This is a genomic window from Parabacteroides timonensis (genome assembly GCF_900128505.1).
Taxonomy (GTDB): Bacteria; Bacteroidota; Bacteroidia; order Bacteroidales; family Tannerellaceae; genus Parabacteroides; species Parabacteroides timonensis.
Genome location: NZ_LT669941.1, coordinates 3,746,087 through 3,772,543, shown reverse-complemented (window position 1 = coordinate 3,772,543; position 26,457 = coordinate 3,746,087). Strand labels below are relative to the sequence as shown.

The following is a 26,457-nucleotide window of genomic DNA, read 5'->3' as shown; positions in this document are numbered from 1 at the left end:
GGTAAAAGGAGATGTGTCAAAAACTATTGCAGACTTTTGACACAACTCCTTTTTATTGTATAAGAACGATTAAGTAGTGCCTGCCACTTCAGCAGTCCGTTCCATTACTTCAATTTCAAAAACTAAAGTAGAGTATGCAGGAATTGTAACATTTCCGGCATTGTCTTTCCGGTCGCTTGTTCCGTAAGCTAATCCATAAGGAATCCATACTTCCCATTTATCACCTACAACCATGTTTTGCAAAGCAATTGTCCAGCCTGTTATCGGTGCAGAATAGCCGCTAGGATTGCTATATTGATTGTAGTTTGCCGAATAGGAACTTACTGCAAATTTAGCAGGTGACCCATCTTCAAACTCGCATTTATCGAAATAATCATCGGAGGTGCTGTTGGCCAGCCAACCTCTGTAATAAACAGTAACGCGGCTATTAAAGTAGATTGCCGGACCATCGCCATTTTTCAGCTTTTTAGCATAAACAAAACCGTCTCCACTACCAGTTATTTGTACTTGTATGTAATCCGGATCATTGGCTTTTGCCTGGAAAGCTTGTTCGTTTTCCAACTTATATGCCTCGACAAGTGCATCATCATTATTATCGTCGTCTTTACAGGAGGTAAAAACGGTCGATATACAAAAAATCATCAACGCGATTTGCAGGTACTTCTTCATGTACTTATTCAATTATCTTTTTTAATAACGTCTTCATACTTACCTTTTCAGAGATAATGTCGTGCAACTTGTCGATGCTTACACGTTCCTGTTCCATTGTGTCGCGGAAACGGATCGTTACGCAATTATCCTTCAAAGTATCATGGTCAACTGTAATACAGTACGGGGTTCCAATAGCATCCTGACGGCGGTAACGTTTACCGATAGAATCTTTTTCATCATACTGGCAACGGAAATCGAATTTCAGCATGTTGATAATTTCTTCTGCCTTTTCAGGAAGACCGTCTTTCTTTACCAGTGGCAATACGGCCAGTTTGATAGGAGCCAGGGCTGCCGGTAATCTCAATACCACACGGGTTTCGCCGTTTTCAAGTGTCTCTTCGCAATATGAACCGGCCATAACGCTCAGGAATACACGGTCAACACCGATAGATGTCTCGATAACATACGGAGTATAGCTTTTATTTAGTTCCGGATCGAAGTATTGCATTTTCTTACCGGAGAATTTTTCGTGTTGGCTCAGGTCGAAGTCTGTACGGCTATGGATACCTTCCACTTCTTTAAAACCGAATGGCATTTCGAATTCGATATCTGTTGCTGCATTGGCATAGTGGGCCAGTTTCTCGTGATCGTGGTAACGATATTTCTTTTCACCTAATCCCATGGCCTTGTGCCAGTTTAGACGAGTCTTTTTCCACATCTTGAACCATTCCATTTCTTCGCCCGGACGAACAAAGAACTGCATTTCCATCTGTTCGAATTCACGCATACGGAAAATGAACTGACGGGCAACGATTTCGTTACGGAATGCTTTACCGATCTGAGCGATACCGAAAGGTATTTTCATACGGCCTGTTTTCTGTACATTCAGGAAGTTTACGAAAATTCCCTGTGCTGTTTCGGGACGCAGGTATATTTTAGAAGCACCATCGGCTGTAGAGCCCATTTCCGTAGAGAACATCAGGTTGAACTGGCGTACTTCCGTCCAGTTACGTGTTCCTGAAATCGGACAGGCTATTTCGCAATCGATGATGATCTGACGGAGTTCTTCGAAGTTAGAATCGTTCAATGCTTTTGCGAAACGGGTATGTATCTCGTCGCGTTTAGCCTGATTTTCCAATACACGGCCGTTGGTGGCACGGAATTGAACTTCATCGAATGCTTCACCGAATTTTTTAGCTGCCTTATCTACTTCTTTCTGTATCTTTTCGTCGATCTTAGCCAGGTGATCTTCGATCAGGACATCTGCGCGGTAGCGTTTTTTTGAATCTTTATTGTCGATCAAAGGGTCGTTGAATGCGTCCACATGGCCGGATGCTTTCCAGATAGTCGGGTGCATAAAAATAGCGGAGTCGATGCCTACTACATTTTCGTGAAGTAGGGTCATGCTATCCCACCAGTATTTCTTTATATTGTTTTTCAGCTCTACGCCATACTGTCCGTAATCATACACTGCACCTAAACCATCATATATTTCCGAAGAAGGAAATACAAATCCATATTCTTTACAGTGTGAAACTAATTTCTTGAAAACATCTTCTTGTGCCATAAGTATATGTAATTATTATCAACCTGCAAAGTAAATGATTTTTTCTGTAAGTTATAGCATTTTCAGCGGCTTATTAGTTAATACATATAAAGAAGGGTGACCATCCCGGTCACCCTTCACCATCAAAAATTATGTTGAAAATTTAGTTCTGGGTTTATTCTTTATCCCACCATATACGACCAAATTCGCTGTCCAAACGACCGAAGTTCGATGCTTTCTGCATGTCTTCAAGGCGTTTTACCTGATTAGCATAGTTGGCAGAGCCATCGGCAGGCATAGTGAATTTTTTACGACGCGGTACTTGCTGCAATTCTCCGTATACATTGATCGGTTCCCAGGTAACCAGTGTAGATGTAGTGCTCGGATAATTGGTACGTTTGTACATGGCCCATGATTCACTGTTATTCTTGAAATGTTCTACCCAGGTCTGGCAGTAGATCTGCTCTTTAGCCATGGAGCTGTTCCATGCGATGCCATCCTGTTTCAGGAATGCTTCGATTTCTGCTTCTGTGACAGCTTCGTAATCGTTGATTTTGCAATAATCTGCAATTTTGCTCCATTGTCTCAGCGAGGCTTTTACGCCTTCTTCATACCATTGCTGAGCAGTTTTGCTGTTGGCTACGCCTTCCAGTGTAAATTCGGAAGCCATGAAACAGAAGTCTGCGTATGTTACCAAAGGAATCCAGCCGCCGGCACTACCATTGTCTTGTGCACCTTTCCACAAACGAGTCTGAGGTCTGTTCATCGGACGCATGTCGATATCATCCAGATAACGGGATGTACGGCAGGAGTCGGTTGCCCATTTGTCGTAACTTACGCTACCACCGGTCCAGCGACCTAAATGAGTCGGGATGACCTGCGCAGGAGTCGTTGTCTCTTTGGCATTGAATGCGGCTACATTTTCCGGAGTCAAATTGTTGATCTGGAAAAACAGGCGTTTTCTCGGATCGTTATACTTTAGTAAGTAAGCCATGAAAGCAGAAGATGCGCGGTCCATGTCAATCACAGAATGCCAGTCGCCTTGCGTTGTCCAGTAGTTATCGAAATAGAGGATAAAACTATCGTCGATGCTACTGAAAATGTTGCCGGAAGATAATACCTCCTGCGCAATGGCTTTTGCTTCTTCCGGTTTCTGTTTTAATAATCTCAAAGCGAGACGCAGACGAACGGCATTAGCTGCCTTCACCCATTTACTCATGTCGCCGCTATAAGCCAGGTCATAATTTTTGAAAGTCACCTGGTTGCTGGATGTCGACAGTTTATTGGCTGCCTCTTTCAATTCCTGGTTCCAGATCGTAAACAATTCTTCCTGAGTCTGGAAAGCAGGCTCAAGAATTTCCACGTTGCCGTTACGGGTCCCCCAGCCGTCGGTGTACACCAAAGATCCGTATACGTCGGATGTTTGAATACCTTTTGTAATCAGGAGAACACGGGCTACTTCGGTCAAGTCGCTGTAAGCTGCTTCCTGTTCCGGCATATGGGTCTTGACGTAATAGGGGATATGACGGGCATATTTGCCGGCGTTTACATAGTTGCTGTATAATGATCCCGAAAAACCGGCGCATTCGGTGAAGTTGGTTGTGCTATACCCCCAGATTCCGGCACAATACTGCATCCATCTCAAGCGGCAGGCATACGAGTCTGCCCATGTCTCTCCGGCATTACACATTACATTTTCAATCTGATAGAGGAATACTTCCGGATCAACTTCGTATACCGTATCCGGGTTCTTGTTGATTTTAGTGAAGTCGGCATCACAGGAGCTTAATGCAGCCATGGAAGCTAGCGCTCCGAGAATATAATATTTAATTTTTTTCATTTTACTTGATTATAAAGGTGATTAGAACGAAACGTTAACACTGAAACCAATGTTGCGTGAGAATACGGCACCACCGCTTTCCATATATTCAGAGCTGTAAGATGTATTTAAGCCTTCCGGGTGGATATTGTCCGGTAGACTGTTATACAGGAATCCTAAGTTACGAGCCATCAGACCGATACTTGCATTCTGGATGTAGGCTTTATTCACCCATTTTTTAGGCAATTGCCAGTGTACGGAAACTTCACGTAAGGCAACCCATGAGCATTTGTGGATACCTTCTTCACGGATACCTCCGGACCAACTGTACACATTGTCATAATATTTGTAGGCAGATAACGGATCGACCAATCCTTGATCGTAAGCATACTGGTAGCTCTTGCCGGATACGTCTACTCCTTTGATTTCCGTACCAGGTATAAATACGCCTTCCGGAATTACACCGTCGTTAACCACTCTTCCGTCGCTCAATGTACGAGGCAGACCGCCGTATTGTGTGTCACGGCCGATTAATGAAGATTTAACGTTACCTGAATTCATACCATAATAGTAACTTGCCGAGAAGACGTCTCCGCCGAAGCGAGCATCGATGACCGCATTCAGTGTAATGCCTTTCCAGCTTACGGAAGTATTGGCTCCCCATAAGAATTTAGGCTGCAAAGAACCGATTTTCTCACTTTTATTTGAACGGGGATAAGAACCGTCTGCGTTCAACAGCTTTTCACCATTTTCGTTGCGTGTGTATGCATAGGATGTGTAGATGTCACCATAAGCGCCGCCAACGGTAGCCCATGCCTGTGTATCTGTACCACCTCCTACTAACTGGTATTTCTCAACGCCTTCAAACAAAGAAACAATCATGTTCCTGTTGCGTGTCAGGTTGAAAGACAAATCCCAGCGCCAGTCTTTCGTTTCGATCGGAGTACCGGTGATCAATAATTCGATACCTTTGTTCTGGATGTCTCCGGCATTGATCCAACGTTTTGAAACACCAGATTCGGATGCGATCGGCAATGCCAGGATCTGGTTCTTTGTATTGGTCTTATACCATGCAAAGTCGAAGCCGAGGCGGTTTTTAAAGAAACGCATATCCAAACCGATTTCGATGGAGTGTTGTTTCTCCGGTTTCAAATTCAAGTTCGGTAATTCATCTTTGTCGAATTTGTAATAAGGATAAGTACCGCCGCCAAGCTGGTTGTCGAATGTGTTGTCGAATGCATAATAACCGGTACCGGTTGTCAGATAAGGCGCACAGTCGTTACCTACGATAGCATACGAAGCTCTCAGTTTACCGAAAGAAATAAATTCGGGTATCGCATCGCGTAGACCTTCGGCAAAAAGCCAGGAAGCTCCTACAGACGGGTAGAAATAAGAAGTGTGTCCTGTTCCGTTTTCGTAGATCAATGCAGACGACCAGTCGTTACGTCCTGTTATATCCAGGAAATAAACGCCTTTATAGTCCATATTGGCAAAAGCATAGATGGAGTTGATGCGTTTTCTGTCGGTATTATATCTGACTTCGGTTGTTGCTTTATTAACGGAGTTTGTCATATCGAACAAACCGGGAACACGCAAGCCATTCTCCGAGTTGGTTCTGTGGTATCCCCTTTTGGTATCCCACTGTTCTACCGCCACGCTACCGCTGATATTGAAATCATCGAAAGAATGGTTGGCAGTCAACATACCGGTAATCTTGTACTGGTCTTTCTTGTTTTCATGGATTTTGTATGCCGCACCGTCATATTTGCTGGCACCTGTAGCCATTACTTTTGATTCGTTGGTTGTATATAACTTGTAAATATCGCCTTTCACTTTCAATGACAACCAATCCAATAGTTTAAGATCCAGATTCAGGAAAGCGCGTACACTCATTTCGTCCTGTGTATAGATATTTTCCAGGTAGTCGTAGATCGTTTTGGAATAACCATACGGATCCTGTGAGTTGTAACCGTCGCCGGCCGGACTGATATAGTTTTTGTTGTTCAACCAGTAATCTGTATCATATTCACGAGCGATGCTGTACATGAAGTCATAGATCGGAGAACCTGAACCTCCCTGCCTTGTCGGGTTCTGGGCGGTCGATTCGATATAAGAGAATCCACCTTCTGCTTTCAGACGCGAACTGATATCGTGGGAAGCGTTTAAGCTGAACGAATTACGCTTGAACTCATTGTTGAAAGTCAAACCCTCTGATTGCAAATTTGAATAAGAGAAACGGAATGCACTTTTTTCAGAACCCCCTTGCAAAGCCACGTTGGTGTTCATGTAGTGTCCGGTCTGATAAAGGTTTTTCAAGTTGTTGTCTTTGGCGGAATAGATCATTTCCTGGCCATCCACATAGAATGGTTTGCCGTCGAAACGAGGACCGAAGCTACGACCGGCAGAAGTGTATCGGTTTTCGCTGCCGTCGGGGTTCTGTGCCCATGCCGGAGAAGAACCGGATCCGAATTCGTTTTGTAAATCCGGTGTCGCATAGATCTTTTCCCATTGCTGCGTATGTGAAACGGAAACACCTATACCTTCACCTTTACGGCCTTTTTTGGTTGTGATCAGGATCACACCGTTGGAAGCACGCGAACCATACAAAGCGGTTGCGGCAGCACCTTTCAATACAGACATCGACTCGAAGTCATCGGCATTCAGGTTCTTCAGGTCATTACCCCAGTCTTGTCCTGCTCCTGTTTTTGTTACCTCATTGTCGATGATAATACCGTCGATCACGAAAATCGGCTGGTTGTTACCTCCCAAAGAAGTGTTACCACGGATGATGATACGTTGTGAAGATTGCGGACCGGAGTTACCCATGTTGATCTGTACACCGGCCACTTTACCTTGCAGACCGTTGATCGGGTTGGGGGAGTTTACTTTGGCGATTTCATCTCCTTTCAGTTCGGTCATGGAATAACCCAGTGATTTTTTGTCACGTGACATACCCAAAGCTGTTACTACAACTTCGTCCAAGGCCTGTGAGTCTTCTTCCAGAAATACTTTCAGCGTTGTTTGGCCAGTGTAAGCGATTTCTTTCGTTTTATATCCTACGAAAGAGAATTGTAACACTTGACCTCTTTTGACATCGTTTAGCGTAAATTTGCCATCGAGGTCGGTCATGATTCCACTTGTGGTTCCTTTAATAACGACAGATGCTCCAATAACCGGTCCCATTGAATCTTCTACTACTCCGGTTATTTTCCCGTTTTGTTGGGAAATGTTTACACTTTGCTTGTCAGGTAACACGTCTGCATAGACTCCTAATGGAGAAGCTAATGCACCGGCAAGCAAAATCAAGCTTGGAAATTTTAATCTTTTAGACATAAGCGTTTGATTTATAGGTAAAAAATAGATGTGTGTATATTTGTTTTAGCATATTTAAAGTTGTTGTAGTTCTAGTAGAACTATGGAATTCTACCAAAATGACAGCTATTCATAATGGCTAAAATAGCCTAAATCAATTTTAAATTCGTTAATAAAAGGAATACGCAAGCTAAAAGCGTTAATTTTGTAACAAATTAGTTGTAATTAGTTTATTACCTAAGGAGGTCAAAAGTATGAATGTTAACTTAGAATCTATTTTTAACAGAATTTACGAATGAGTTCTACTAGAACAATATCATTTATAAAATTGTCAAAAGGCAACTATATATTTGTAGATCATAACTTTGTCTTTGATTTTAATCAAAGGCTCATAAAGAGATGCATTTCTTTATTTATGTTAAATAAGTAGAGTGTGTCTAATTCTTTCTCTTTTCAAAAATCAATTATCTGGAAGCGATTGTTATTTAATTAAAGACGAAAATCTGACTTTTAATTTTGTATCAGTGTTTTATGAATTTGTTTATATTTGTAAAATAATAATCAATCAGCTCTTTTTCACTATAAAATACAATATTATGAATGACGGTTCGAAAAAAGTAGTGATTCTTCTGGCTCATCCTAACCTGAAAGAGTCACAGGCAAACAAAGCATTGGCAGATGCGGTAAAAGATATAGATGGTGTAATGCTCTATGATTTATATGAATACCAGGATCAGTCTTTTGATGTAAATGTGTGGAGCACTATCATTTCTGATGCCTCTATGGTTATCTTTCAGTTCCCTTTCCATTGGATGTCTGCTCCTTCTCTTTTAAAAAGATGGCTGGATGAAGTATTCACTTCGTTGGCGAAGACACCTGCCGTAGCCGGTAAACCGTTGCAAATCGTCACGACAACCGGCTCGGAGTATGCAGCTTACCGCAGTGGTGGACGGAATTGTTTTACAATGGATGAACTTTTGCGTCCTTATCAGGGATGTGCAATACATGCCGGAATGGTCTGGAATACACCGTTGGTTGTCTATGGAATGGGTAGCGGGGATGCTTCCAGAAATATAGCGGCAGGAGCTGAGGTGTATAAACAAAGGGTAGAAGAAGCATTGACTAGCCACACAATGCAGAATATCTGGTAGTTACTATGTGATGTGATTCTGATTATTATACGTAGCAATCAGAATCAGTTACCAATCTGATTGCCTGTCGATAATTGTCGGCAAGCTTGCTTACAATTGTCAACAAGCCTGCCCACAATTATCAACAGGCTTGTTCATAATTATCGACAGGCAAAAACGACAGGAGATTTCTGCCTTACTATACGAATAAAATAATTCGATGATAACAATATTATTGGATTAATTTAAGAACTTTCTTCTACAAACCCTTTCATATCAACAAAAAATATCTATTTTTGCAAAGTTGATGTTTTTGATGTTTGCGCAAACAGACTTAATTTATCTAATATAAAGTACCATGAGATCAGAAGACATTTCACGCCGCTCGTTTCTGAAGCGGGCATTGGCTCTTTCTGCAGCTACGGCGATCCCGTCGTTTTGGATACCTTCAAAGGCTAATGCCTTTCCTGGCGTACCTTTCGTTAGTCCTAACGAAAAAGTAAATATTGCGTTTATTGGCATTGGTAACCGGGGAGGTGAGATTGCCAAGGAGTTGTATAAAACAGGTTTATGTAATGTGGTAGCTCTTTGCGATGTCGACATGGGAGCTAAGCACACACAGGAGCTTATATCTATGTTCCCGAAAGCTCAACGCTTCCAGGATTTCCGCCAGATGTTCGATAAGATGGCAGATAAGATAGATGCTGTTACGGTGGGGGTTCCTGACCATGCCCATTTCCCTATAACCATCGAAGCTATGGCTCATGGCAAACATGTATATGTTGAAAAACCGATGGCCCGTACTTTCCATGAGGTGGAGTTGATGATGAAAGGCGAAAAGAAATACGGTGTTGTTACACAGATGGGTAACCAGGGACACTCTGAAGCGAATTACTTCCAGTTCAAAGCCTGGAAAGATGCCGGATTAATCAAGGATGTGACTGCTATCACAGCTCATATGAACTCTCCGCGCCGTTGGCACGGATGGAATCCGAACATTAAACATATGCCGATGGGCGAACCGGCTCCGGAAACATTGGATTGGGATACCTGGCTGGGTGTAGTGCAGCATCATGACTATAACCATGATTATCATATGGGACAATGGCGCTGCTGGTATGATTTCGGTATGGGAGCACTGGGAGACTGGGGAGCTCATATTCTGGATACGGCTCATGAGTTCCTGGATTTAGGCTTGCCTTCCGAAGTAAACCCGTTGTATCTGAAAGACCATAATCCATTTTTCTATCCGATGTCGTCTACCATTTTGTTTAAATTCCCTGAAAGGAATAATATGCCGGCTGTAGATGTAACCTGGTATGATGGTTTGGATAATATTCCAGCTGTTCCGAAAGACTTTGGCTCTTCGGATGTCGATCCGAATATTCCGACCGTTGCCGGCGGTAAACTGCAATTGATGAAACTGAACCCGGGTAAGGAAATCTATTCAAAGACACTTACATTTAAAGGTGGTTCTCATGGCAGTACATTGTCTGTTATTCCGGATCAGATTGCAAAGGATATGAATCCGAAACTGCCGGAATATGAAAAGAGTCCGTCCAACCATTACGAAAACTTCTTGTTGGCTTGCCAAGGAAAAGAAAAGACCCGTTCGCCGTTCTCCATTGCTGGCCCGTTAAGCCAGGTATTCTGCCTGGGCGTTATGGCACAGCATCTGAACCGCAAACTGGTTTTCGATCGTGATACGAAAGAAATTGTAAACGACTCTTTCGCTAATCAAATGCTGGTGGGACAACCGCCGCGTAAAGGTTGGGAAGAGTATTATAATGTATAACAGAAAATTGATAGAATAGAAAAAAGCACTACATAAGTAGTGCTTTTTTTGTGCCTTATAATCTGTAGATGACAGAATAATTCTATCCAATAAAATCAGTGAATAGTATAATGATCGGCTGGATAAGGAGCTATATATTTGTACTTTCTGAAAAATAACTCATTAATTAAGAAGACCATGAAAAGTATATATCTGATTTTTATTCTCATCTTTTGTTCCTTGAAACTCTTTGCAACCGATAAAGTGTTGTTCGAAATAGGGCGGCAGGACAATTCCGCTGCGGAGTTTGCCCTCTATCCGGGTAATTATAAAAGTTTTCTGGCGAACTTCGGGGGAGAGAAATCTTTTTATGTAGGATACTCTACTCCTGAAAAACATTGGTCGTATGTTTTGCCGGGACCGTTGGATGGTTGGGCTGGCGGTGGGTACTGGGCCGGATTTCATCCGAGACATTTCCCTTCTATCTATTTTAATTTGGATAAAGTTTCCGGAAAAGGGGAATGTTCTCTTACTTTCTTTTTCACTGGGGCACATAATAGTAAGCCGATCAAAATACGGGTCGAGATCAACGGTCATCGGTTCGAAGAAGAACTGAACGGGGAGAATGCTTCGGAGTTTCTGGAAAATAAGGGAACAGGAAAAGCGAAAGAGATACATATACAATTCCCCTCTTCATGGCTTACTCCCGGTATGAATAAGATTCAGTTGGGAACTATTAAAGGTACATGGGCTATTTTCGATTGTATCCGGTTGGAAACACCGGCATCCGTACAACTTGGAAAAGCGTCTTCTTCATTGATACGTTCTGTAAAAGCTGCACCTTTTGAATATCAAAAAGAGAATGGAGAACGTATATTGCCGGTTTTGGTGGATATGAACCAGTTTGATGCACCCCGGGAGTTGACTTTTGCAGTAGAGGGATGTGCTCCTGTTTCACGTACGATCGAAGTAGGGGAGAGTATCCAGGAAATATTGATGCCGGCTGCACAGGCTAAAGGCAAACAGGAAAAGTTGCTATTTACAATCCGGGATGGCAAAGATGTTATTTATAAAGGTGAAGTGATCCGTAGCCCGCAACCGCTGCATTCCTATTCAGACGATGTAGACTTGCTGATGGGGACGGGCAATTCCCGTTGGATGTTCAAACCCGGACCAAGCCTCCCTTTGAGTATGGTGCAGATCGCTCCCGACAATCAGGATGAGATATGGAAGGCCGGATACGAATATGCCATAGAGAATATTATGGGTTTCAACCATTTCAGCGACTGGACGATGACCGGTTTCCTGATGCAACCGACCTGCGGTGAACTGAAAGTCAATCCCGGCAGGGAAGATTTTCCGGATGAGGGCTATCGTTCCCGGATTGACAAATCATCGGAAAAGGCAGAAATAGGTAAATATTCCGTTTATATGACGGATACGAAGATACAAGCGGACATAACGGCAACCCGCCGTGCAGCTTTACAACGATATATTTTCCCTGCCAGGGAAGACGCTCGTATCCTGATCGATATGTTCACACCTAACGAGTACCCGCATAATCTGGTCAATGCCCGTGTAACGAAAGTCAGCGATACGGAAATAGAAGGTTATGCCACTTATTATAATGCATTTACCGGATATACATTGGAGCAGAGTTATACATTGTACTTCGTTCTCCAGTTCAGCAAACCTTTCGATTCGATGGGCGGATGGGTGAACGAAGGTGTTCAGCCGGTAACCGGTTATATCCCCGGATGGAACAGGAATCACGAGTTTGAAACCCCTGCTGAAATAAAGCAAAATATAACCCTGATAGAGGGCAAAGGCGATGTCGGTATATTCCTGAATTATAAGACGAAAGAGAACGAAGAAATCTTAGTCCGTTCCGGTGTATCTCTGGTAGATATGGTAGGGGCACGGAATAACCTGAAACAGGAACTGGCTGATCCTTTTGGATGGGATTTTGAGAAAGTAGTGGACAATGCTCGTTCCATTTGGGATGAATACCTGGGAAGAATAGCGATTGAAACGGATGATTATCTGCAAAAGAAGAAGTTCTATACCAACCTCTACCGTGCGTTAGCAGCCAAAGCAACCTGGAGCGATGTCGACGGTCGTTTTGTGGATGAAGATGAAAGGATCAGACGGCTGGAGAAACCGGACGATTGTATCGTAAGCGGTGAATATTGGAATACATTCTGGAATAATCAGCAGTTATTCAATCTGATGGCTCCGGAAATATCCAGCAAGTGGGCATGTTCGGCTATTCAGCTTTATCAGAATAGCGGTTGGTTCAATACGGACCCTGCCGGGATAGAACATACCGGTGTGATGGTTGCCATGCATCCGATCTCTCAGATACTGGGAGCCTGGCAAAGCGGTATACGTGACTTTGACTTGAATATAGCGTATGACGGTTTGAAAAAGATGATGACAACACCTCCTCAGAAGTATGAAGGTGGTGGAACTGTCGGAGTTGAGAACCTGGTCCCTTATATGAAGTATGGATATATTCCCGCAGGGAAAGGAACTGTCTCCAATACAATGGAGTATGCTTACGACGACTGGTGTCTGGGGCAGATGGCCAAAGTATTGGGAAAGACCGATGACTTTAAACTGTTTGATGAACGTTCGAACAATTGGTCTAATTTGTTTGATCCGAAATCTGGCTTTATACGTCCTAAAGACGAACACGGCAATTGGGTAGAGCCTTTCGATCCGTACCATACACCCGGGTTTACCGAAGGAAATGCCTTCAATTATTCCTGGTTCGTACCCCATAATCCGAATAAATTGATCGGTATGGTCGGTAAAGACCGTTTTATAAGCCGTTTGGATAAAGCGATGGAGCAGTCAGCCCATGCCAATTTTAATGCGGCAGGCGATAACTTTTCCGCTTTCCCGATCAACCACGGAAATGAAACTTCTATGGAAGTTGCCTATCTCTTTAACTGGGCAGGTGCTCCCTGGCTGACGCAAAAATGGGTACGGGCGATACAGGAGCAGTATTACGGAACCACTCCTTATGACGCTTATCCGGGGGATGAGGATCTGGGGCAGATGAGTAGCTGGTTTGTCATGAGTGCTCTCGGTTTGTTCCAGATGGATGGCGGATGTTCTGAAAAACCGTATTATGAATTGGCTTCTCCGCGTTATCCCAAAATCACGATCCGGCTGGATGGAAAATATAATCGCGGCGAGACTTTCGTGATAGAAGCTCCCGGCGCATCCAAAGAGAATAAATATATTCAATCGGTTACCTTGAACGGTAAACCGGTAAATGGTTTCCGGATTCCGCAGGAAGAGGTATTGAAAGGAGGGAAGATTGTGATCGAAATGGGGAAAGAAGCCGTAGTTTCACCTGTTTCTTCCCGGTGAAACTTTTGTTTCTCTCGGGGGAAACTTTTGTTTCGTGCTGAAGAAACTTTAGTTTCCTCCGGGAGAAACTATATTTATGCCGGCTTATTGGCTAACTAATTACACCTGCAGAAACGATTTGCCCCGCAGGTACATGTCGGTCCTCCATCGCCGTTAAGTATTTCGTCATTGTAAAAGTCGTACATCTTTGTTTTAATCTGTATGCATACTCGGCGGAACTCGCTTTCTATAAATTCGGGTGTGCCTGTGGCACGTGAAGGATCATAGAAGCCGATGTGTAATTTGTGGCGAACCTTTCCCCTGAATACCGGGCAGTTTTCGTTTGCATTTCCACAAACCGTAATCACATAATCCCAGGGTTCGTCCAGATATTGATCGACCGGTTTGGGAGTATGACTGCTGATATCTATTCCAGAATTTTTCATCATTTTAATGGCAAGAGGATTTACTTCATCGGCAGGATTTGTTCCTGCTGAACAAACAATCAAGTTCTTGTCAAAAGATTGTAGCCAACCCTGTGCCATCTGGCTTCGGCAACTATTGCCGGTGCAAAGAATTAATATTTTCATAGTGTTACTTATCCTGGAATGATCTTATATCCTGCTGCTGTTAGCGTATATTGTATCTGGTCGATATGATCCTGGTTGCGGGTTTCCATTTCCAGGCGGAGGTAACAGCCGTTAATATCTGCGGTGTGGCTTACCCGTTCATGGTGGACAGATACTACATTTGCCCCTGTGGAGGCTATGATTTCAGAAACGTGTTGTAATTGTCCGGGCTTGTCTACCAATTCAATTGTCATGGTGTAAGAGCGGCCGGATTTCTGCAAGCCTCGTCCGATCACACGTGACAGAATCGTTACGTCGATGTTACCGCCCGATACCAGGCAGATCGCCTTTTTCCCTTTGATAGGTACTTTGTTGAACATGGCAGCTGCAACGGCTACGGCGCCGGCACCTTCGGCAATGAGTTTGTGCTGTTCGATCAATGCCAGGATAGCTGTCGATATCTCGTCATCATTGACCGTAACGATTTCATCCACATACTGACGGCAATACTCAAATGTATGTTCGCCCGGCTCCTTCACGGCGATACCGTCGGCAATGGTGCGGACGAAGCCCATGCGCTCAATCTTGTCGTGCTCGATGGAGTTGAGCATGCTCGGTGCGCCACTGGCCTGTACGCCATATATTTTTACATTCGGATTCAAATGCTTGATCGCAAAAGCAACCCCGGAAATCAGTCCGCCGCCGCCAATCGGAACGATTACGGCGTCCAGGTCAGGTAATTGTTCCAATAGTTCCAGTCCTATTGTACCTTGTCCGGCAATGACATCTTCATCGTCGAAAGGATGAACAAAGGTATATCCCTTTTCATCTCGTAATTTTAGGGCTTTTTGGTAAGCGTCGTCGTACACGCCTTCTACCAGGCAGACATCTGCTCCATACCATTTGGTGGCTTCTATTTTAGAGATCGGAGCATTATCCGGCAAACAGATAAGAGATTTGATGCCATGAGTGGTTGCTGCCAGTGCAACTCCCTGAGCATGGTTGCCGGCAGAACAGGCAACAACACCTTTTGCTTTCTCTTCTTCCGTAAGTTGTGAGATTTTGAAGCAGGCACCACGGACTTTAAATGATCCTGTGATCTGTAAGTTCTCCGGTTTCAGATAGATATGTGACTCCGGATTGATATTGGGCGCACTGATCAAGTCCGTGCGACGGATAACCGTTTTCAGGGCAAAAGATGCCTGATAAATCTTATCGAGTGTGAGCATTTTTTTATTTGTTAAACCTTCGGCATTTACATTGGGCAAAACCGTTCTTACTCTATTTTTGAAGGGGCAAATATAGGGAGAAATCAGATATCTCGCTGAAACAATTGTGGTTTTTTATTATCTCGCTAATATTTCGTATATTTACACGCTGGAAATAGTTTTCCGGTCAGAGGCTGAAAAAGAAGAAAGAGCACCATATAAGTTTATGAAACCAGAGGATATTGAAGATTTCACAGAGGAAAACGAAAACGAGGAAATAGAGCAAACAAATACAGATTCTCAACCCAATGAGCAGTCTGATGCTACTACACATTCGGAATATAAAATACCCGGAAAAGGGGAAGGTCGCGTATCCTATCATCTCTCAGGGATGTATCAGGATTGGTTTTTGGATTATGCATCGTATGTAATCCTGGAACGTGCCGTGCCGCATATCAACGACGGATTGAAGCCGGTGCAGCGTCGTATCCTTCACTCTATGAAGCGTCTGGACGACGGCCGGTATAATAAGGTGGCCAACATTGTCGGTCATACCATGCAGTTTCACCCTCATGGCGATGCCTCTATAGGCGACGCCTTGGTACAGTTAGGACAGAAAGACTTGTTGGTCGACTGTCAGGGAAACTGGGGTAACATCCTGACCGGCGACGGTGCGGCTGCTCCCCGTTATATCGAAGCGCGTCTTTCTAAGTTTGCTCTTGAAACCGTATTCAACCCCAAGACGACTACCTGGCAGCTTTCTTACGACGGGCGTAACAAAGAACCGGTCACTCTCCCTGTAAAATTCCCTTTGCTGTTGGCACAAGGCGTGGAGGGTATCGCTGTCGGTCTTTCATCCAAGATACTGCCACATAATTTCAATGAATTGATCGATGCATCTGTTTCCTATCTGAAGGGAGAAGATTTTACTTTGTATCCTGATTTCCAGACAGGCGGTTTCATCGATGTAACGAAATACAACGACGGCGAACGCGGTGGTTCCGTAAAAGTTCGTGCTAAGATAACAAAGCTGGATAACAAAACATTAGTTATCAGTGAAATTCCTTATGGAAGAACGACCTCTTCCCTGATCGAGTCGATCCTGAAAGCGAATGACAAAGGGAAGATCAAGATTAAAAAAGTAGACGATAATACAGCCAGAGGCGTAGAGATCCTGGTACACCTCGCTCCGGGCGTTTCGTCGGATAAGACGATCGATGCCTTGTATGCCTTCACGGATTGTGAGATCAGTATTTCGCCGAACTGTTGTGTGATTATGGATAACAAGCCTCACTTCCTCACGGTCAGTGATGTGTTGCGCCATTCAACGGATGATACGTTGCATCTGCTGCGTACCGAGTTGGAGATTCATAAATCGGAACAGGAAGAAACACTGTTTTTTGCCTCTCTCGAGAAGATATTCATCGAAGAACGTATCTATAAAGATAAGGAATTTGAAAATGCGAAGGATATGGACGAAGCGATCGCTCATATCGACCTGCGCCTGACTCCATTTAAGCCTGACTTTATCCGTGAAGTAACCCGCGACGATATCCTGAAACTGATGGAGATCAAGATGGGACGTATCCTTAAATTCAACTCGGAAAAAAGTAACGCCCTGATCGCTCAGATACGGGAAGAGATTGAACGGATCAATCATCATCTGGACAATATCGTAGAATACACCATCAACTGGTTTATTATGTTGAAGGAAAAATACGGCAAAGATCATCCGCGTATGACTGAGGTGCGCAACTTCGACACGATTGAAGCTACCAAGGTGGTGGAAGCAAACGAAAAACTATATATCAACCGTGCCGAAGGCTTTATCGGCATGAGCTTGAAAAAGGACGAATATGTTTGTAACTGTTCGGATATCGACGATATTATCTTGTTTTACCGTAACGGAACGTATAAGATCGTGAAAGTCTGTGATAAGATGTTTGTCGGCAAAGACGTTCTGTATCTGAATGTCTTTAAACGTAACGATAGCCGTACAATCTATAATGTTGTTTACCGCGATGGCAAAGTCGGTTATAACTATATCAAACGTTTTGCCGTAACCGGAGTGACGCGCGATAAGGAATACGATGTAACAAAGGGAACAGAAGGATCGCGCGTGCTCTATTTCAGTGCCAATCCGAATGGTGAAGCAGAAACGGTTAAAGTAATACTGAAACCGAAACCCCGTCAGAAGTTGCTCGTCTTTGAAAAAGATTTCAGCGAGATCGCCATCAAGGGACGTGGTTCGATAGGAAATATCCTGACGAAAGCCGATGTGCATAAGATCAGCCTGAAACAGAAGGGTAGTTCGACCCTCGGAGGGCGTCAGGTTTGGTTCGACTGGGATGTATTGCGCCTGAATTATGACGGACGCGGTGATGAGCTGGGCGAATTCCAGAGCGACGATGTGATCCTGGTGGTTTTGCGTAACGGCGATTTCTATACGACGAACTTCGACCTTAGCAATCACTATGAAGATAATATACAGATCATTGAGAAATTCGACTCCAATAAGGTCTGGACGGCTGCTTTGTATGATGCTGACCAGAAATATCCTTACCTCAAACGCTTCCAGCTTGAAGCTGGCAGCCGTAAGCAGAATTTCCTGGGAGAAAACCCCAAGAGCCGTCTGTTGTTGCTTACCGACGAAATGTATCCTCGTATTGAAGTCATATTCGGTGGGCACGACAGTTTCCGTGAAGCGATGGTGCTCGATGCGGAAGAGTTTATCGGCGTAAAAGGTTTCAAGGCCAAGGGAAAACGAATCTCGACTTTTGAGGTTGAAACTGTCAATGAGTTGGAGCCGACCCGGTTCGCTTCATCGGAACAACCGGTCGGGGAAGGTATCGATATCGGCCCGGAAGAGGATGATGCAGATACGGATCAGAGTAACTCGGATATTATCGATGAGATAACGGGACAGATGAAGCTTTTTGACGAATAGCCTATGAAAAAAGGAAAAGATACGATTCTCGAGGCTGCAATAGCACGCCTTTTGTCCGATCCTGAACCGTTGGGAGCCGATAAAAATAAAATCTCCCCTGAAAAACTTGCAAATTAATAAAAAAGAATTACCTTTGCACCGCAATCCAAATGCGGCTGTGGTGTAATTGGTAGCCACGCCAGACTTAGGATCTGGTGCTTCACGGCGTGGGGGTTCGAGTCCCTTCAGCCGCACAAAATGCAAAATCCTTCCGAATTAGTTCGGGAGGATTTTTTTGTTATATACATTTGGTTGGTGTTTATAGTATTCCTAATTCTTTAGGTTATGGATAATTTGCGAATAATTCTTTATATTTGCAGAAGTCACTTTAAGTAACTAAAAAATGGAACGGACTTATATTAATGAATTTCATAAGCAATGGATAGAAAGTACTCTCCAATCAATCGAATCCTGGAAGAAACAGCCAATCTCATTAGAAGAGAAAAAGAAACAGCAGGAGAAGTTGAACCATCAGAGGGCTATAAGGGAAAGCAAATTGAAAGGTTAAAAGAATTTGCCACTATTCATAATTTGTGGATTGACTTCAATGCTCTATCATTAGTGTATCTTAATAAAGGTGGAGAAAATGAAGTCTTTACAGGAAATGAAGATTTTGTCGTCAAGCTGAACAATTTTGAGTATGCAGGTGATGATCTTACTAACTTTTTTGTAAGAATTGAGGCTCATAACCTCTTTTTTAGCAATGTCCCTTATGAAATGATCGGATTTGCTTATAACAGCCAAAATAAATTTTGCGCGGTACTTGTTCAACCGTATGTAAGAGCCGATAGGGAAGCAACTGAAACCGAAATACAGCATTATATGGAATCTTTGGGATTTATAATGGATTATTCAGATGAATATCATAATGAGAAATATGAGATTTTTGATGCGGTTCCTAATAATGTACTTTATGGTATTGATGATAAACTATATTTCATTGACACACAAATAAGATTGAAATGATATGAAATCTACATCTGAATATATAAACCTCTTACGTGACTATATGGCTAAAAATGCTTCTAAGTATGGTATTACTCGTATGGGGATATTTGGTTCTGTTGCCAGAGGAGAGCAAACAGAGGGGAGTGATGTTGATGTTTATTTGGAAACTTCAAAACCGAGTATGTTTGCATTAGTCCATATAAAAGAGGATTTGCAGGCTCTATTTGGTTGTAATGTCGATATAGTACGTTTACGTGAACGTATGGATACCTTACTGAAAAGTAGAATAGAGAAGGAGGGAATTTATGTGTGATAAAGAATTTATAATACTTCTCCCTTCTAAAGAATATGGTCTTTTTGACTTTTGTATGATATGTTCGTTGTATTGTTCGGTTATTCTTCGAAACCGCTATTTAAATAAAACTCTTTTTCATTTGTAATAGCAATCTTCTGCCACTACTATGGCAAAACCTTTTTATAGGAGTAGCGATATCGAATTGTCGGCATGGAGCCGGAACGATATGCCAAATAAAAACCCCGACTACCGGTAGCTTGAAACATACCGGTAGTCGGGGTTGATTATTTTACTATAAGTCTCTTACAGTTTGTGTATCACTTTCATCAACTGTTCACCCAAGCCGATGGTGTATCCTTGGGATACGAATACCACACGGTTGAAGGTGTCGGCGATGATGAAGATCGGCAGCTGGCTGGCATTCTGTAGCTTCATGGCTGATGCGATCTCTTTCTGGATATGGTTGTCTGCGTCGATACCGTATGTAATTGTGTTAGGCAGGTCGCCGAACTCTTTCGGATCGAAGCTGTTGTAACCTTTTTCATCCGGGAAAAGGAGAACCATGCTGCGTCCCCATTCTTCAAGGTCTTTCTTAACGGCGGCGATGTCGCGCATAGCGTGGTTGGTCGGTTCCTGGCGGGCTCCGAGGATAGCTACAACGAAGTAGCCACGTCCGGTTGTAGCCAGTACGCTGGTTTCTTCACCGTTGTCAGCACGTTTGAATTTATTTTCAGAGTTGAAATTACCGATCACCTGTACTTCTTCCAGGTTCTCACGCATTTCAAGTTTGATATCCGTTGTCTTATCCGGCTCTACGTTGAAGAAAGATACTTCGGCCAGTACGCTGCCGTTAGCCATACGGGTTCCGGTCACCATCATATAGTTACCTTCGTCGATAGGCTGCGGTTTCTTCAACAGGGTGCTCCAGGTGGTGCCTACACCCATATCGGTACTTGCACTGCGGAAGTTCAATGTCTGCAATTTAGCATCCGGAAGTATCTTGGCAATAGTGAAATGGCTGTAATACTTCGGGTCCTGCAATGCTTTGATCGGGGCATAAGTTGCCATTACCTTTCCTTGCTTGGCAGTGGTCTGAACAGCTGCTTCGAAATCTACGTCCATCCAGTTGCCGTCTTTCATAAACTGCACCTTGCGGGCTACCGGTTCGATACGGGCCGGGATACCCAGGCTGCGAGCTACTGCGATAAAGAAGATGTCGCGTGATCCGGTATCGGCAACACGTGATTTGAACACACCCATCGGCATGACTGGGATACGTTGCGAGTTGAGTTCGTTCTTGATCGTGATGTTTTTCTTCACCCAATCGACCAAAGCCATCGGATCTTCTTTGGCCTGTTTAGCCAGTTCTGCGTCTACGTTGGCAATGAAGAAGCTACGGTAAGGTGAAAGGAATTCGTTGGCAACACGCGGATTAAGTACATATCGGTTGAATTGCTCGGAACTGACCACTTCTGTGTTGTTCAGATGATCTGCCAGGACGGAAGCGGGCGTGTCGCGAAGGTCTTTGGCAGAAATTACATCCAGGAGTGCCATCGCTACCGGACGTTTGTCGGCCGGAGTTTCGCGCAGGAACTTTTCGATCTCCATCCAGTTGCCACGGCTACCGATCATAAAGTCGGAAGTCTTCAGCGGATCGATACCCAGTTCTTTTGCCAGTGCTTCCGCTTTCTCTTCGGTATAGAAGGTAGCAACATATTTATTACGGATAGCGTCTTCTTCCAACAGACGTGCGGCGTTGGCTTCTTTCTGTTCGGGAGTTACTTCGGCAGGGATAGAACCTTCTACCGGAGGAATAACATCCAAAGCGACTGCTTCAACAGCATCACCCGGTTTCTTATCGAGTTTAATAGTCACGTCACCTTTACCGAACGATACTTTATCGAAACCGAACTTACCGTCTTTGGTGGCCCATACGAACATATCGCCTTTACCGGCAGTCAGGAAGGTCTTTCCTTCGGCGTCGGTTTTCTTGTTGGCAACGGTGTAGAACTCGGCATAGTTATAGATTTTGAATTCTACATCGGCGCCGGGAACGGGTTTGTCGTCCGCATCCACAATCGTTACGATGGCTTTGCCTGTCGGGGCATAGTTATCGATCACGTTGATTTCCGTGTAACCGTCTGTTTCCAGCATTACTTCTTCTGGGCCGTTGTATTTTCCAAATACTTTGGTGTGCATCAGCATACCGCGGTATGCCGGGCCGTTAAACCATCCCAGGTTCAGGATCGGTTCCGGTTCGCAGGCACCCAGGAAATACCATTTGCCGTTCACCCAGGCTTCTACCCAGGCATGGTTATCGTCGGTGTGCGCCCAGCGCGGAGTGTATACCTGGCGGGCAGGGATACCGACCGAGCGAAGTGCGGCAACCGTAAAGGTCGACTCTTCACCACAACGTCCGTAAGCTGTCTTTACAGAAGCCAGCGGCGAGCTGGTACGGGCGTCGGAAGGGGTATAAATTACTTTTTCGTGGCACCAGTGGTTTACTTCCAACACGGCGTCGTACAGCGACATTCCTTTTACACGGTCTTTCAGTTCGTCGAAAAAGACCATGCGGCTTTCGTCCAGGTTCTCGTTGTTAACGCGGATCGGCAGCACAAAATGGCGGAAGATGTCTTCCGGGATGCTGTCGCCCCAGGGCATTTCCTGTTTGGCCTGGAAAGAGCTGCGGATGTTATCCAGATAGAGTTTTCCGTCATAGTCGGTGATGTCGCCGATCGGCATGTAGGCATACAGGAAGGTAAGTGCTTCTCTCTCCTGCGGTGTCATTTCCTGATTGAAAACTGCGAACAGATCTCCGTCAGGCAAAGCTGCCTGTTTGGCTTGGAAATCTTTTTCTACTTCCGCCCTGAATGCATTGTCAGAGATGAAGTGCTGTTGCTTGTTGCATGCTGTCCCTATCAGGAGCATGAACAATAGTGCGAATAATTGTGTTTTATGCATAGTGTTAATTTTATCCCGACAAATATACGTAATATATTCATTAGTCAGTATATGAGCCAGATATTTCGGCATTCATTCCATTGTAGTTTCAGATTTTTTTTGTTATTTTGAAGGATAATTGAGTAAACCGTTTCCGCTTATGTTCCATGATTTAGAGATTCTGCATAATGCGGAGGGAATCTTGTTGATTGCTTCCGTCATTCTGTTTTTTAGTATTTTTGCCGGTAAGGCAGGTTATCGTTTCGGACTCCCCGCTTTGTTGCTCTTTCTGGGAGTCGGTATGTTATTCGGTAGTGATGGACTGGGGATACAGTTCAGTAACCCCAACATAGCACAGTTTATCGGTATGCTGGCGTTGAGTATCATCCTGTTTTCGGGTGGTATGGATACGAAGATATCCGAAGTAAAACCGATTGCGTCGCAAGGGGTCATCCTGGCCACGGTCGGGGTGCTAGCTACCACGTTTATCACAGGAGGTTTCATTTATTATATATCGAAGCTTGTTGTGGGTTATGAAACGCTCACCTTTCCCGAATCGTTATTGATGGCGGCTGTTATGTCGTCTACCGACTCGGCATCCGTATTCTCCATTCTCCGGAGTAAAGGAGTTTATCTGAAACAACGCTTGCGTCCCACGCTGGAGTTGGAAAGTGGTAGTAACGACCCGATGGCATATATGCTTACTTTGCTGTTGATCGCCTATATACAGACGGCTGGGATGAACCTGGGCGATGCGATCCTGTCGCTGGTTATCCAGTTGTCGGTTGGTGCAATAGCCGGTTTCCTGTTGGGGAAATTAGCCGTACTTATCATCAACAAGATCGATATCGACAACGAATCGTTGTATCCGATCTTATTGCTGGCCACTGCATTTTTTACCTTCGCAGCGACTACGCTGTGCAAGGGTAATGGTTACCTGGCTGTTTATATTGCCGGTCTGGTGGTTGGGAATGCCAAGATCGTTCATAAAAAGAGTATCGGTACGTTCTTTGACGGTTTTGCCTGGTTATGGCAGATCGTGATGTTCCTTACGTTGGGATTGCTCGTTAACCCTCACGAATTGTTGCCGGTTGCCCCGATCGGGTTGACAGTCGGTATCTTTATGATCCTTTTCGCTCGTCCGATCAGCGTATTCCTTTGCCTGATCCCTTATAAAAACTTTACGACAAAAGGGAAACTGTATATTTCGTGGGTAGGGCTTCGCGGAGCCGTGCCGATCATCTTCGCCACTTATCCGATGATTGCCGGAATAGAACATGCCGGACTGATCTTTAATGTTGTCTTCTTCATCACCATTCTTTCTCTCCTTATCCAGGGAACGACTGTAACACAGGCCGCCAAGTGGCTGGGATTGATCGATGAACCGGAGCGCAAGGATGTGTTCGGCATTGAACTGCCGGAAGGTATAAAGAGTGCCATGAGCGAGATCGATATAACACCGGAAGTGTTGACGCATGGCAACAAGCTGATGGAGCTTACCCTGCCCGACCATACGCTGGCAGTAATGGTGATGCGCGACGGGCGTTATTTTATCCCCAAAGGAAATACGGTTCTGATGGAGGGCGATAAATTGCTGATGATTTCCGACAACGACGAGGCATTGCTTCAGGCCTACGAGGCTTTAGGGATTACAGACTATACGATGAAAAAGAATTGGTAATGCAAAGAGGGCCTTGGCGGGGCCCTTTTTTATTTGTATTTACATAACCAAAGTACTGTTCACAATTTTAATACACAGGGTATAAAAGACCGTAAAAAAACATCGAATAATATACAAAACTGCCAAACAGATCGTTATTATGTAAACTATTCCAGTTAAATTTGTAAGAATTAATAAGGCAAGAGATATGGCAGTAAAGAAAGACAGAGTACTTTGGGCAGATGATGAGATCGATTTGTTGAAACCTCACATTTTGTTTTTACAGGATAAAGGATATGAAGTGGTTCCGGTAATCAGCGGGCAGGATGCTATCGACTGTTGCAAGGAACAATCGTTCGATATTATTTTCCTCGATGAGAACATGCCCGGTCTGACTGGTCTGGAAACACTTGCCCACATTAAGGAGATCAACCCGAATGTCCCGGTCGTGATGGTTACCAAAAGCGAAGAGGAAAGCATTATGAACCAGGCGATCGGAAACAAGATTGCCGATTACCTGATCAAGCCGGTCAATCCCAACCAACTTCTCCTTTCCATTAAGAAGAATGTACATAAGAATGTAATCATATCGGAAACGACCACTGTCGGCTATCAGCAGGAGTTCGGACGTATCGGTATGCAGATCAACGACTCGTTGACTACCGACGACTGGATGGAACTCTACAAGAAGTTGGTATACTGGGAGTTGGAGCTCGAAAGTAGCCAAGTCCAGATGTCTGATATGCTCCGCATGCAAAAGGAAGAGGCCAACAATGCTTTCGGTAAGTTTGTAAAGAAGAATTATGTGAACTGGATACAGAACCCGGCGGAACGCCCTTTGATGAGTCCGGATCTTTTTAAGAAGAAAGTATTCCCGTTATTGGATAACGACGAGAAGGTTTTCTTTATCCTGATCGATAACTTCCGGTTGGATCAGTGGCGTGTAGTAAAGGATTTGCTTGCTGAATATTTCACCTTCGATGAAGGGCTGTATTATAGTATCCTTCCGACTGCCACGCAATATGCCCGTAACTCCATCTTCTCCGGCCTGATGCCTTCGCAGATAGAAAAGATGTTCCCGGATTTGTGGGTTGACGAGGAGAGCGAGGAAGGGAAAAATCTCAATGAAGCTCCGTTGATCCAGACACAGATAGATCGCTTCCGTAAGAAATATACATTCTCTTATAATAAAGTGCACGATTCGCAGTATGGCGAAAAGCTATTGAATATGATCTCGTCATTGACTCATAACCAGCTGAATGTCGTAGTACTGAACTTTGTGGATATGTTGTCGCATGCCCGTACGGAAATGAAGATGATCCGCGAACTGGCACAAAGCGAGGCGGCTTACCGTAGCCTGACCCGTTCGTGGTTCCAGCATTCTACAACCCTGGAGTTGTTCAGGCGCATATCCGATAAAGGATATAAAGTGATCGTTACTACCGACCACGGGACGATCCGCGTAGATAATCCGATAAAGGTGGTGGGCGACAGGAATACAAACACCAATCTCCGCTATAAAGTCGGTAAAAACCTCAATTACAACCCGAAAGAAGTATTCGAGGTGCGCGATCCGGAAAAGGTGGGGCTTCCTTCTCCTAATCTGAGCAGTAAGTATATCTTCGCTATGAACGACGATTTCTTCGCTTACCCGAACAATTATAATTATTATGTATCTTATTATAAGAATACATTCCAGCACGGGGGAATCTCCATGGAGGAAATGATGGTACCGTTCATTACCATGATACCAAAATAGTTGACAGTTGACAGTTGACAGTTGACAATTTGATTTATCTTTGCAGGCAGATTACAAATGATCAATAATCAACAGACATCATGAGTATTATCAAGATTGAGAATTTAGATACCATTTGCCAGGCAGCCAAAGAGTTCATTGCCGGAATGGACGACCGTACCGTTTTTGCTTTTTATGGCAGTATGGGAGCAGGAAAAACGACTTTTATCAAAGCGATTTGCGAAGAATTAGGTGTGGAAGACGTTATTAATAGCCCGACATTCGCTATTATCAACGAATACCGTAGCGACACGACTGGTGAACTGATTTATCATTTCGATTTCTATCGTATCAACAAACTGAGCGAAGCTGAAGACATAGGTACAGAAGATTATTTCTACAGCGGGGCTCTTTGCTTTATCGAATGGCCGGAAAAGATCGAAGATTTACTTCCCGGCGATGTGGTGAATGTAACGATCAGTGAAAATCCGGACGGATCGCGAACCGTAGAAATAAAGTAA

16 protein-coding genes and 1 tRNA gene are annotated in these 26,457 nt (G+C 44.1%); 10 read left to right on the top strand and 7 right to left on the bottom strand.

Annotated features, from left to right (window positions below; translation table 11 throughout):
• Nucleotides 1-69 precede the first annotated feature (69 nt).
• From BQ7394_RS22830 to BQ7394_RS22815, 4 genes are all read right to left on the bottom strand, one after another.
• Nucleotides 70-669 carry a BamJ family beta-barrel-assembly machinery protein gene (locus BQ7394_RS22830; RefSeq protein WP_075559497.1) on the bottom strand — a complete coding sequence of 200 codons (600 nt, stop codon included), beginning with the start codon at nt 667-669 and terminating at the stop codon, nt 70-72.
• A 4-nt stretch (nt 670-673) separates the two neighbouring features.
• Nucleotides 674-2,218 (bottom strand): glycine--tRNA ligase, encoded by a 1,545-nt coding sequence (locus tag BQ7394_RS22825; protein ID WP_075559496.1) that lies wholly within the window; start codon nt 2,216-2,218, stop codon nt 674-676.
• 154 nt (nt 2,219-2,372) lie between these two features.
• Complete coding sequence (locus BQ7394_RS22820) at nt 2,373-4,037, bottom strand: SusD/RagB family nutrient-binding outer membrane lipoprotein (protein ID WP_075559495.1); 1,665 nt, start codon at nt 4,035-4,037, stop codon at nt 2,373-2,375.
• A gap of 21 nt (nt 4,038-4,058) precedes the next feature.
• Complete coding sequence (locus tag BQ7394_RS22815; RefSeq protein ID WP_075559494.1) at nt 4,059-7,349, bottom strand: SusC/RagA family TonB-linked outer membrane protein; 3,291 nt, start codon at nt 7,347-7,349, stop codon at nt 4,059-4,061.
• Nucleotides 7,350-7,924: 575 nt separating this feature from the next.
• Here BQ7394_RS22815 and BQ7394_RS22810 point away from each other — a divergent pair.
• The 3 genes from BQ7394_RS22810 to BQ7394_RS22800 all read left to right on the top strand — a co-directional run bounded on the left by BQ7394_RS22810 (nt 7,925) and on the right by BQ7394_RS22800 (nt 13,613).
• Nucleotides 7,925-8,479: an NAD(P)H-dependent oxidoreductase gene (locus tag BQ7394_RS22810; RefSeq protein WP_075559493.1), complete on the top strand. Its 555-nt coding sequence runs from the start codon at nt 7,925-7,927 to the stop codon at nt 8,477-8,479.
• Between the two features lie 337 nt (nt 8,480-8,816).
• Complete coding sequence (locus tag BQ7394_RS22805) at nt 8,817-10,253, top strand: Gfo/Idh/MocA family oxidoreductase (RefSeq protein WP_075559492.1); 1,437 nt, start codon at nt 8,817-8,819, stop codon at nt 10,251-10,253.
• A gap of 177 nt (nt 10,254-10,430) precedes the next feature.
• Entirely contained in the window at nt 10,431-13,613 is a 3,183-nt protein-coding gene (locus BQ7394_RS22800) for a GH92 family glycosyl hydrolase (protein ID WP_075559491.1), read from the top strand.
• A gap of 95 nt (nt 13,614-13,708) precedes the next feature.
• Here the strand turns inward: BQ7394_RS22800 and BQ7394_RS22795 are convergent, their stop codons facing one another.
• Together BQ7394_RS22795 and ilvA are read right to left on the bottom strand one after the other, a co-directional pair.
• Nucleotides 13,709-14,182 carry an arsenate reductase ArsC gene (locus tag BQ7394_RS22795; protein ID WP_075559490.1) on the bottom strand — a complete coding sequence of 158 codons (474 nt, stop codon included), beginning with the start codon at nt 14,180-14,182 and terminating at the stop codon, nt 13,709-13,711.
• An 8-nt stretch (nt 14,183-14,190) separates the two neighbouring features.
• On the bottom strand, nt 14,191-15,390 hold the full coding sequence (ilvA, locus tag BQ7394_RS22790; RefSeq protein ID WP_075560195.1) for a threonine ammonia-lyase: 1,200 nt from the start codon (nt 15,388-15,390) through the stop codon (nt 14,191-14,193).
• A gap of 205 nt (nt 15,391-15,595) precedes the next feature.
• Here ilvA and BQ7394_RS22785 point away from each other — a divergent pair, with 205 nt between their 5' ends.
• From BQ7394_RS22785 to BQ7394_RS22770, 4 genes are all read left to right on the top strand, one after another.
• Entirely contained in the window at nt 15,596-18,316 is a 2,721-nt protein-coding gene (locus BQ7394_RS22785) for a DNA gyrase/topoisomerase IV subunit A (protein WP_075560194.1), read from the top strand.
• Nucleotides 18,317-18,467: 151 nt separating this feature from the next.
• Nucleotides 18,468-18,549: transfer RNA gene (locus BQ7394_RS22780), tRNA-Leu, on the top strand.
• A 184-nt stretch (nt 18,550-18,733) separates the two neighbouring features.
• On the top strand, nt 18,734-19,321 hold the full coding sequence (locus BQ7394_RS22775; protein WP_075559489.1) for a putative polyvalent protein kinase domain-containing protein: 588 nt from the start codon (nt 18,734-18,736) through the stop codon (nt 19,319-19,321).
• A 1-nt stretch (nt 19,322) separates the two neighbouring features.
• Nucleotides 19,323-19,616 (top strand): nucleotidyltransferase family protein, encoded by a 294-nt coding sequence (locus BQ7394_RS22770; protein WP_075559488.1) that lies wholly within the window; start codon nt 19,323-19,325, stop codon nt 19,614-19,616.
• A 285-nt stretch (nt 19,617-19,901) separates the two neighbouring features.
• Here the strand turns inward: BQ7394_RS22770 and BQ7394_RS22765 are convergent, their stop codons facing one another.
• Nucleotides 19,902-22,559 carry a transglutaminase-like domain-containing protein gene (locus BQ7394_RS22765; RefSeq protein WP_210436541.1) on the bottom strand — a complete coding sequence of 886 codons (2,658 nt, stop codon included), beginning with the start codon at nt 22,557-22,559 and terminating at the stop codon, nt 19,902-19,904.
• Between the two features lie 139 nt (nt 22,560-22,698).
• Here BQ7394_RS22765 and BQ7394_RS22760 point away from each other — a divergent pair, with 139 nt between their 5' ends.
• From BQ7394_RS22760 to tsaE, 3 genes are all read left to right on the top strand, one after another.
• Complete coding sequence (locus tag BQ7394_RS22760) at nt 22,699-24,219, top strand: potassium/proton antiporter (protein WP_075559486.1); 1,521 nt, start codon at nt 22,699-22,701, stop codon at nt 24,217-24,219.
• Between the two features lie 187 nt (nt 24,220-24,406).
• A complete protein-coding gene (gene porX / locus BQ7394_RS22755) occupies nt 24,407-25,957 on the top strand; it encodes a T9SS response regulator signal transducer PorX (protein WP_075559485.1) in 1,551 nt (516 codons plus the stop codon).
• An 80-nt stretch (nt 25,958-26,037) separates the two neighbouring features.
• On the top strand, nt 26,038-26,457 hold the full coding sequence (tsaE, locus tag BQ7394_RS22750; protein WP_075559484.1) for a tRNA (adenosine(37)-N6)-threonylcarbamoyltransferase complex ATPase subunit type 1 TsaE: 420 nt from the start codon (nt 26,038-26,040) through the stop codon (nt 26,455-26,457).

Bases quoted from the DNA above. Each gene is read 5' to 3' on its own strand.
- BQ7394_RS22770 (WP_075559488.1), top strand. From the start codon at position 19,323: ATGAAATCTACATCTGAATATATAAACCTCTTACGTGACTATATGGCT.
- BQ7394_RS22760 (WP_075559486.1), top strand. From the start codon at position 22,699: ATGTTCCATGATTTAGAGATTCTGCATAATGCGGAGGGAATCTTGTTG.
- BQ7394_RS22805 (WP_075559492.1), top strand. From the start codon at position 8,817: ATGAGATCAGAAGACATTTCACGCCGCTCGTTTCTGAAGCGGGCATTG.
- BQ7394_RS22830 (WP_075559497.1), bottom strand. From the start codon at position 669: ATGAAGAAGTACCTGCAAATCGCGTTGATGATTTTTTGTATATCGACC.
- porX (WP_075559485.1), top strand. From the start codon at position 24,407: ATGGCAGTAAAGAAAGACAGAGTACTTTGGGCAGATGATGAGATCGAT.
- BQ7394_RS22815 (WP_075559494.1), bottom strand. From the start codon at position 7,349: ATGTCTAAAAGATTAAAATTTCCAAGCTTGATTTTGCTTGCCGGTGCA.
- BQ7394_RS22810 (WP_075559493.1), top strand. From the start codon at position 7,925: ATGAATGACGGTTCGAAAAAAGTAGTGATTCTTCTGGCTCATCCTAAC.
- BQ7394_RS22825 (WP_075559496.1), bottom strand. From the start codon at position 2,218: ATGGCACAAGAAGATGTTTTCAAGAAATTAGTTTCACACTGTAAAGAA.
- BQ7394_RS22775 (WP_075559489.1), top strand. From the start codon at position 18,734: ATGGATAGAAAGTACTCTCCAATCAATCGAATCCTGGAAGAAACAGCC.
- BQ7394_RS22795 (WP_075559490.1), bottom strand. From the start codon at position 14,182: ATGAAAATATTAATTCTTTGCACCGGCAATAGTTGCCGAAGCCAGATG.
- ilvA (WP_075560195.1), bottom strand. From the start codon at position 15,390: ATGCTCACACTCGATAAGATTTATCAGGCATCTTTTGCCCTGAAAACG.
- BQ7394_RS22765 (WP_210436541.1), bottom strand. From the start codon at position 22,559: ATGCATAAAACACAATTATTCGCACTATTGTTCATGCTCCTGATAGGG.
- BQ7394_RS22785 (WP_075560194.1), top strand. From the start codon at position 15,596: ATGAAACCAGAGGATATTGAAGATTTCACAGAGGAAAACGAAAACGAG.
- tsaE (WP_075559484.1), top strand. From the start codon at position 26,038: ATGAGTATTATCAAGATTGAGAATTTAGATACCATTTGCCAGGCAGCC.
- BQ7394_RS22820 (WP_075559495.1), bottom strand. From the start codon at position 4,037: ATGAAAAAAATTAAATATTATATTCTCGGAGCGCTAGCTTCCATGGCT.
- BQ7394_RS22800 (WP_075559491.1), top strand. From the start codon at position 10,431: ATGAAAAGTATATATCTGATTTTTATTCTCATCTTTTGTTCCTTGAAA.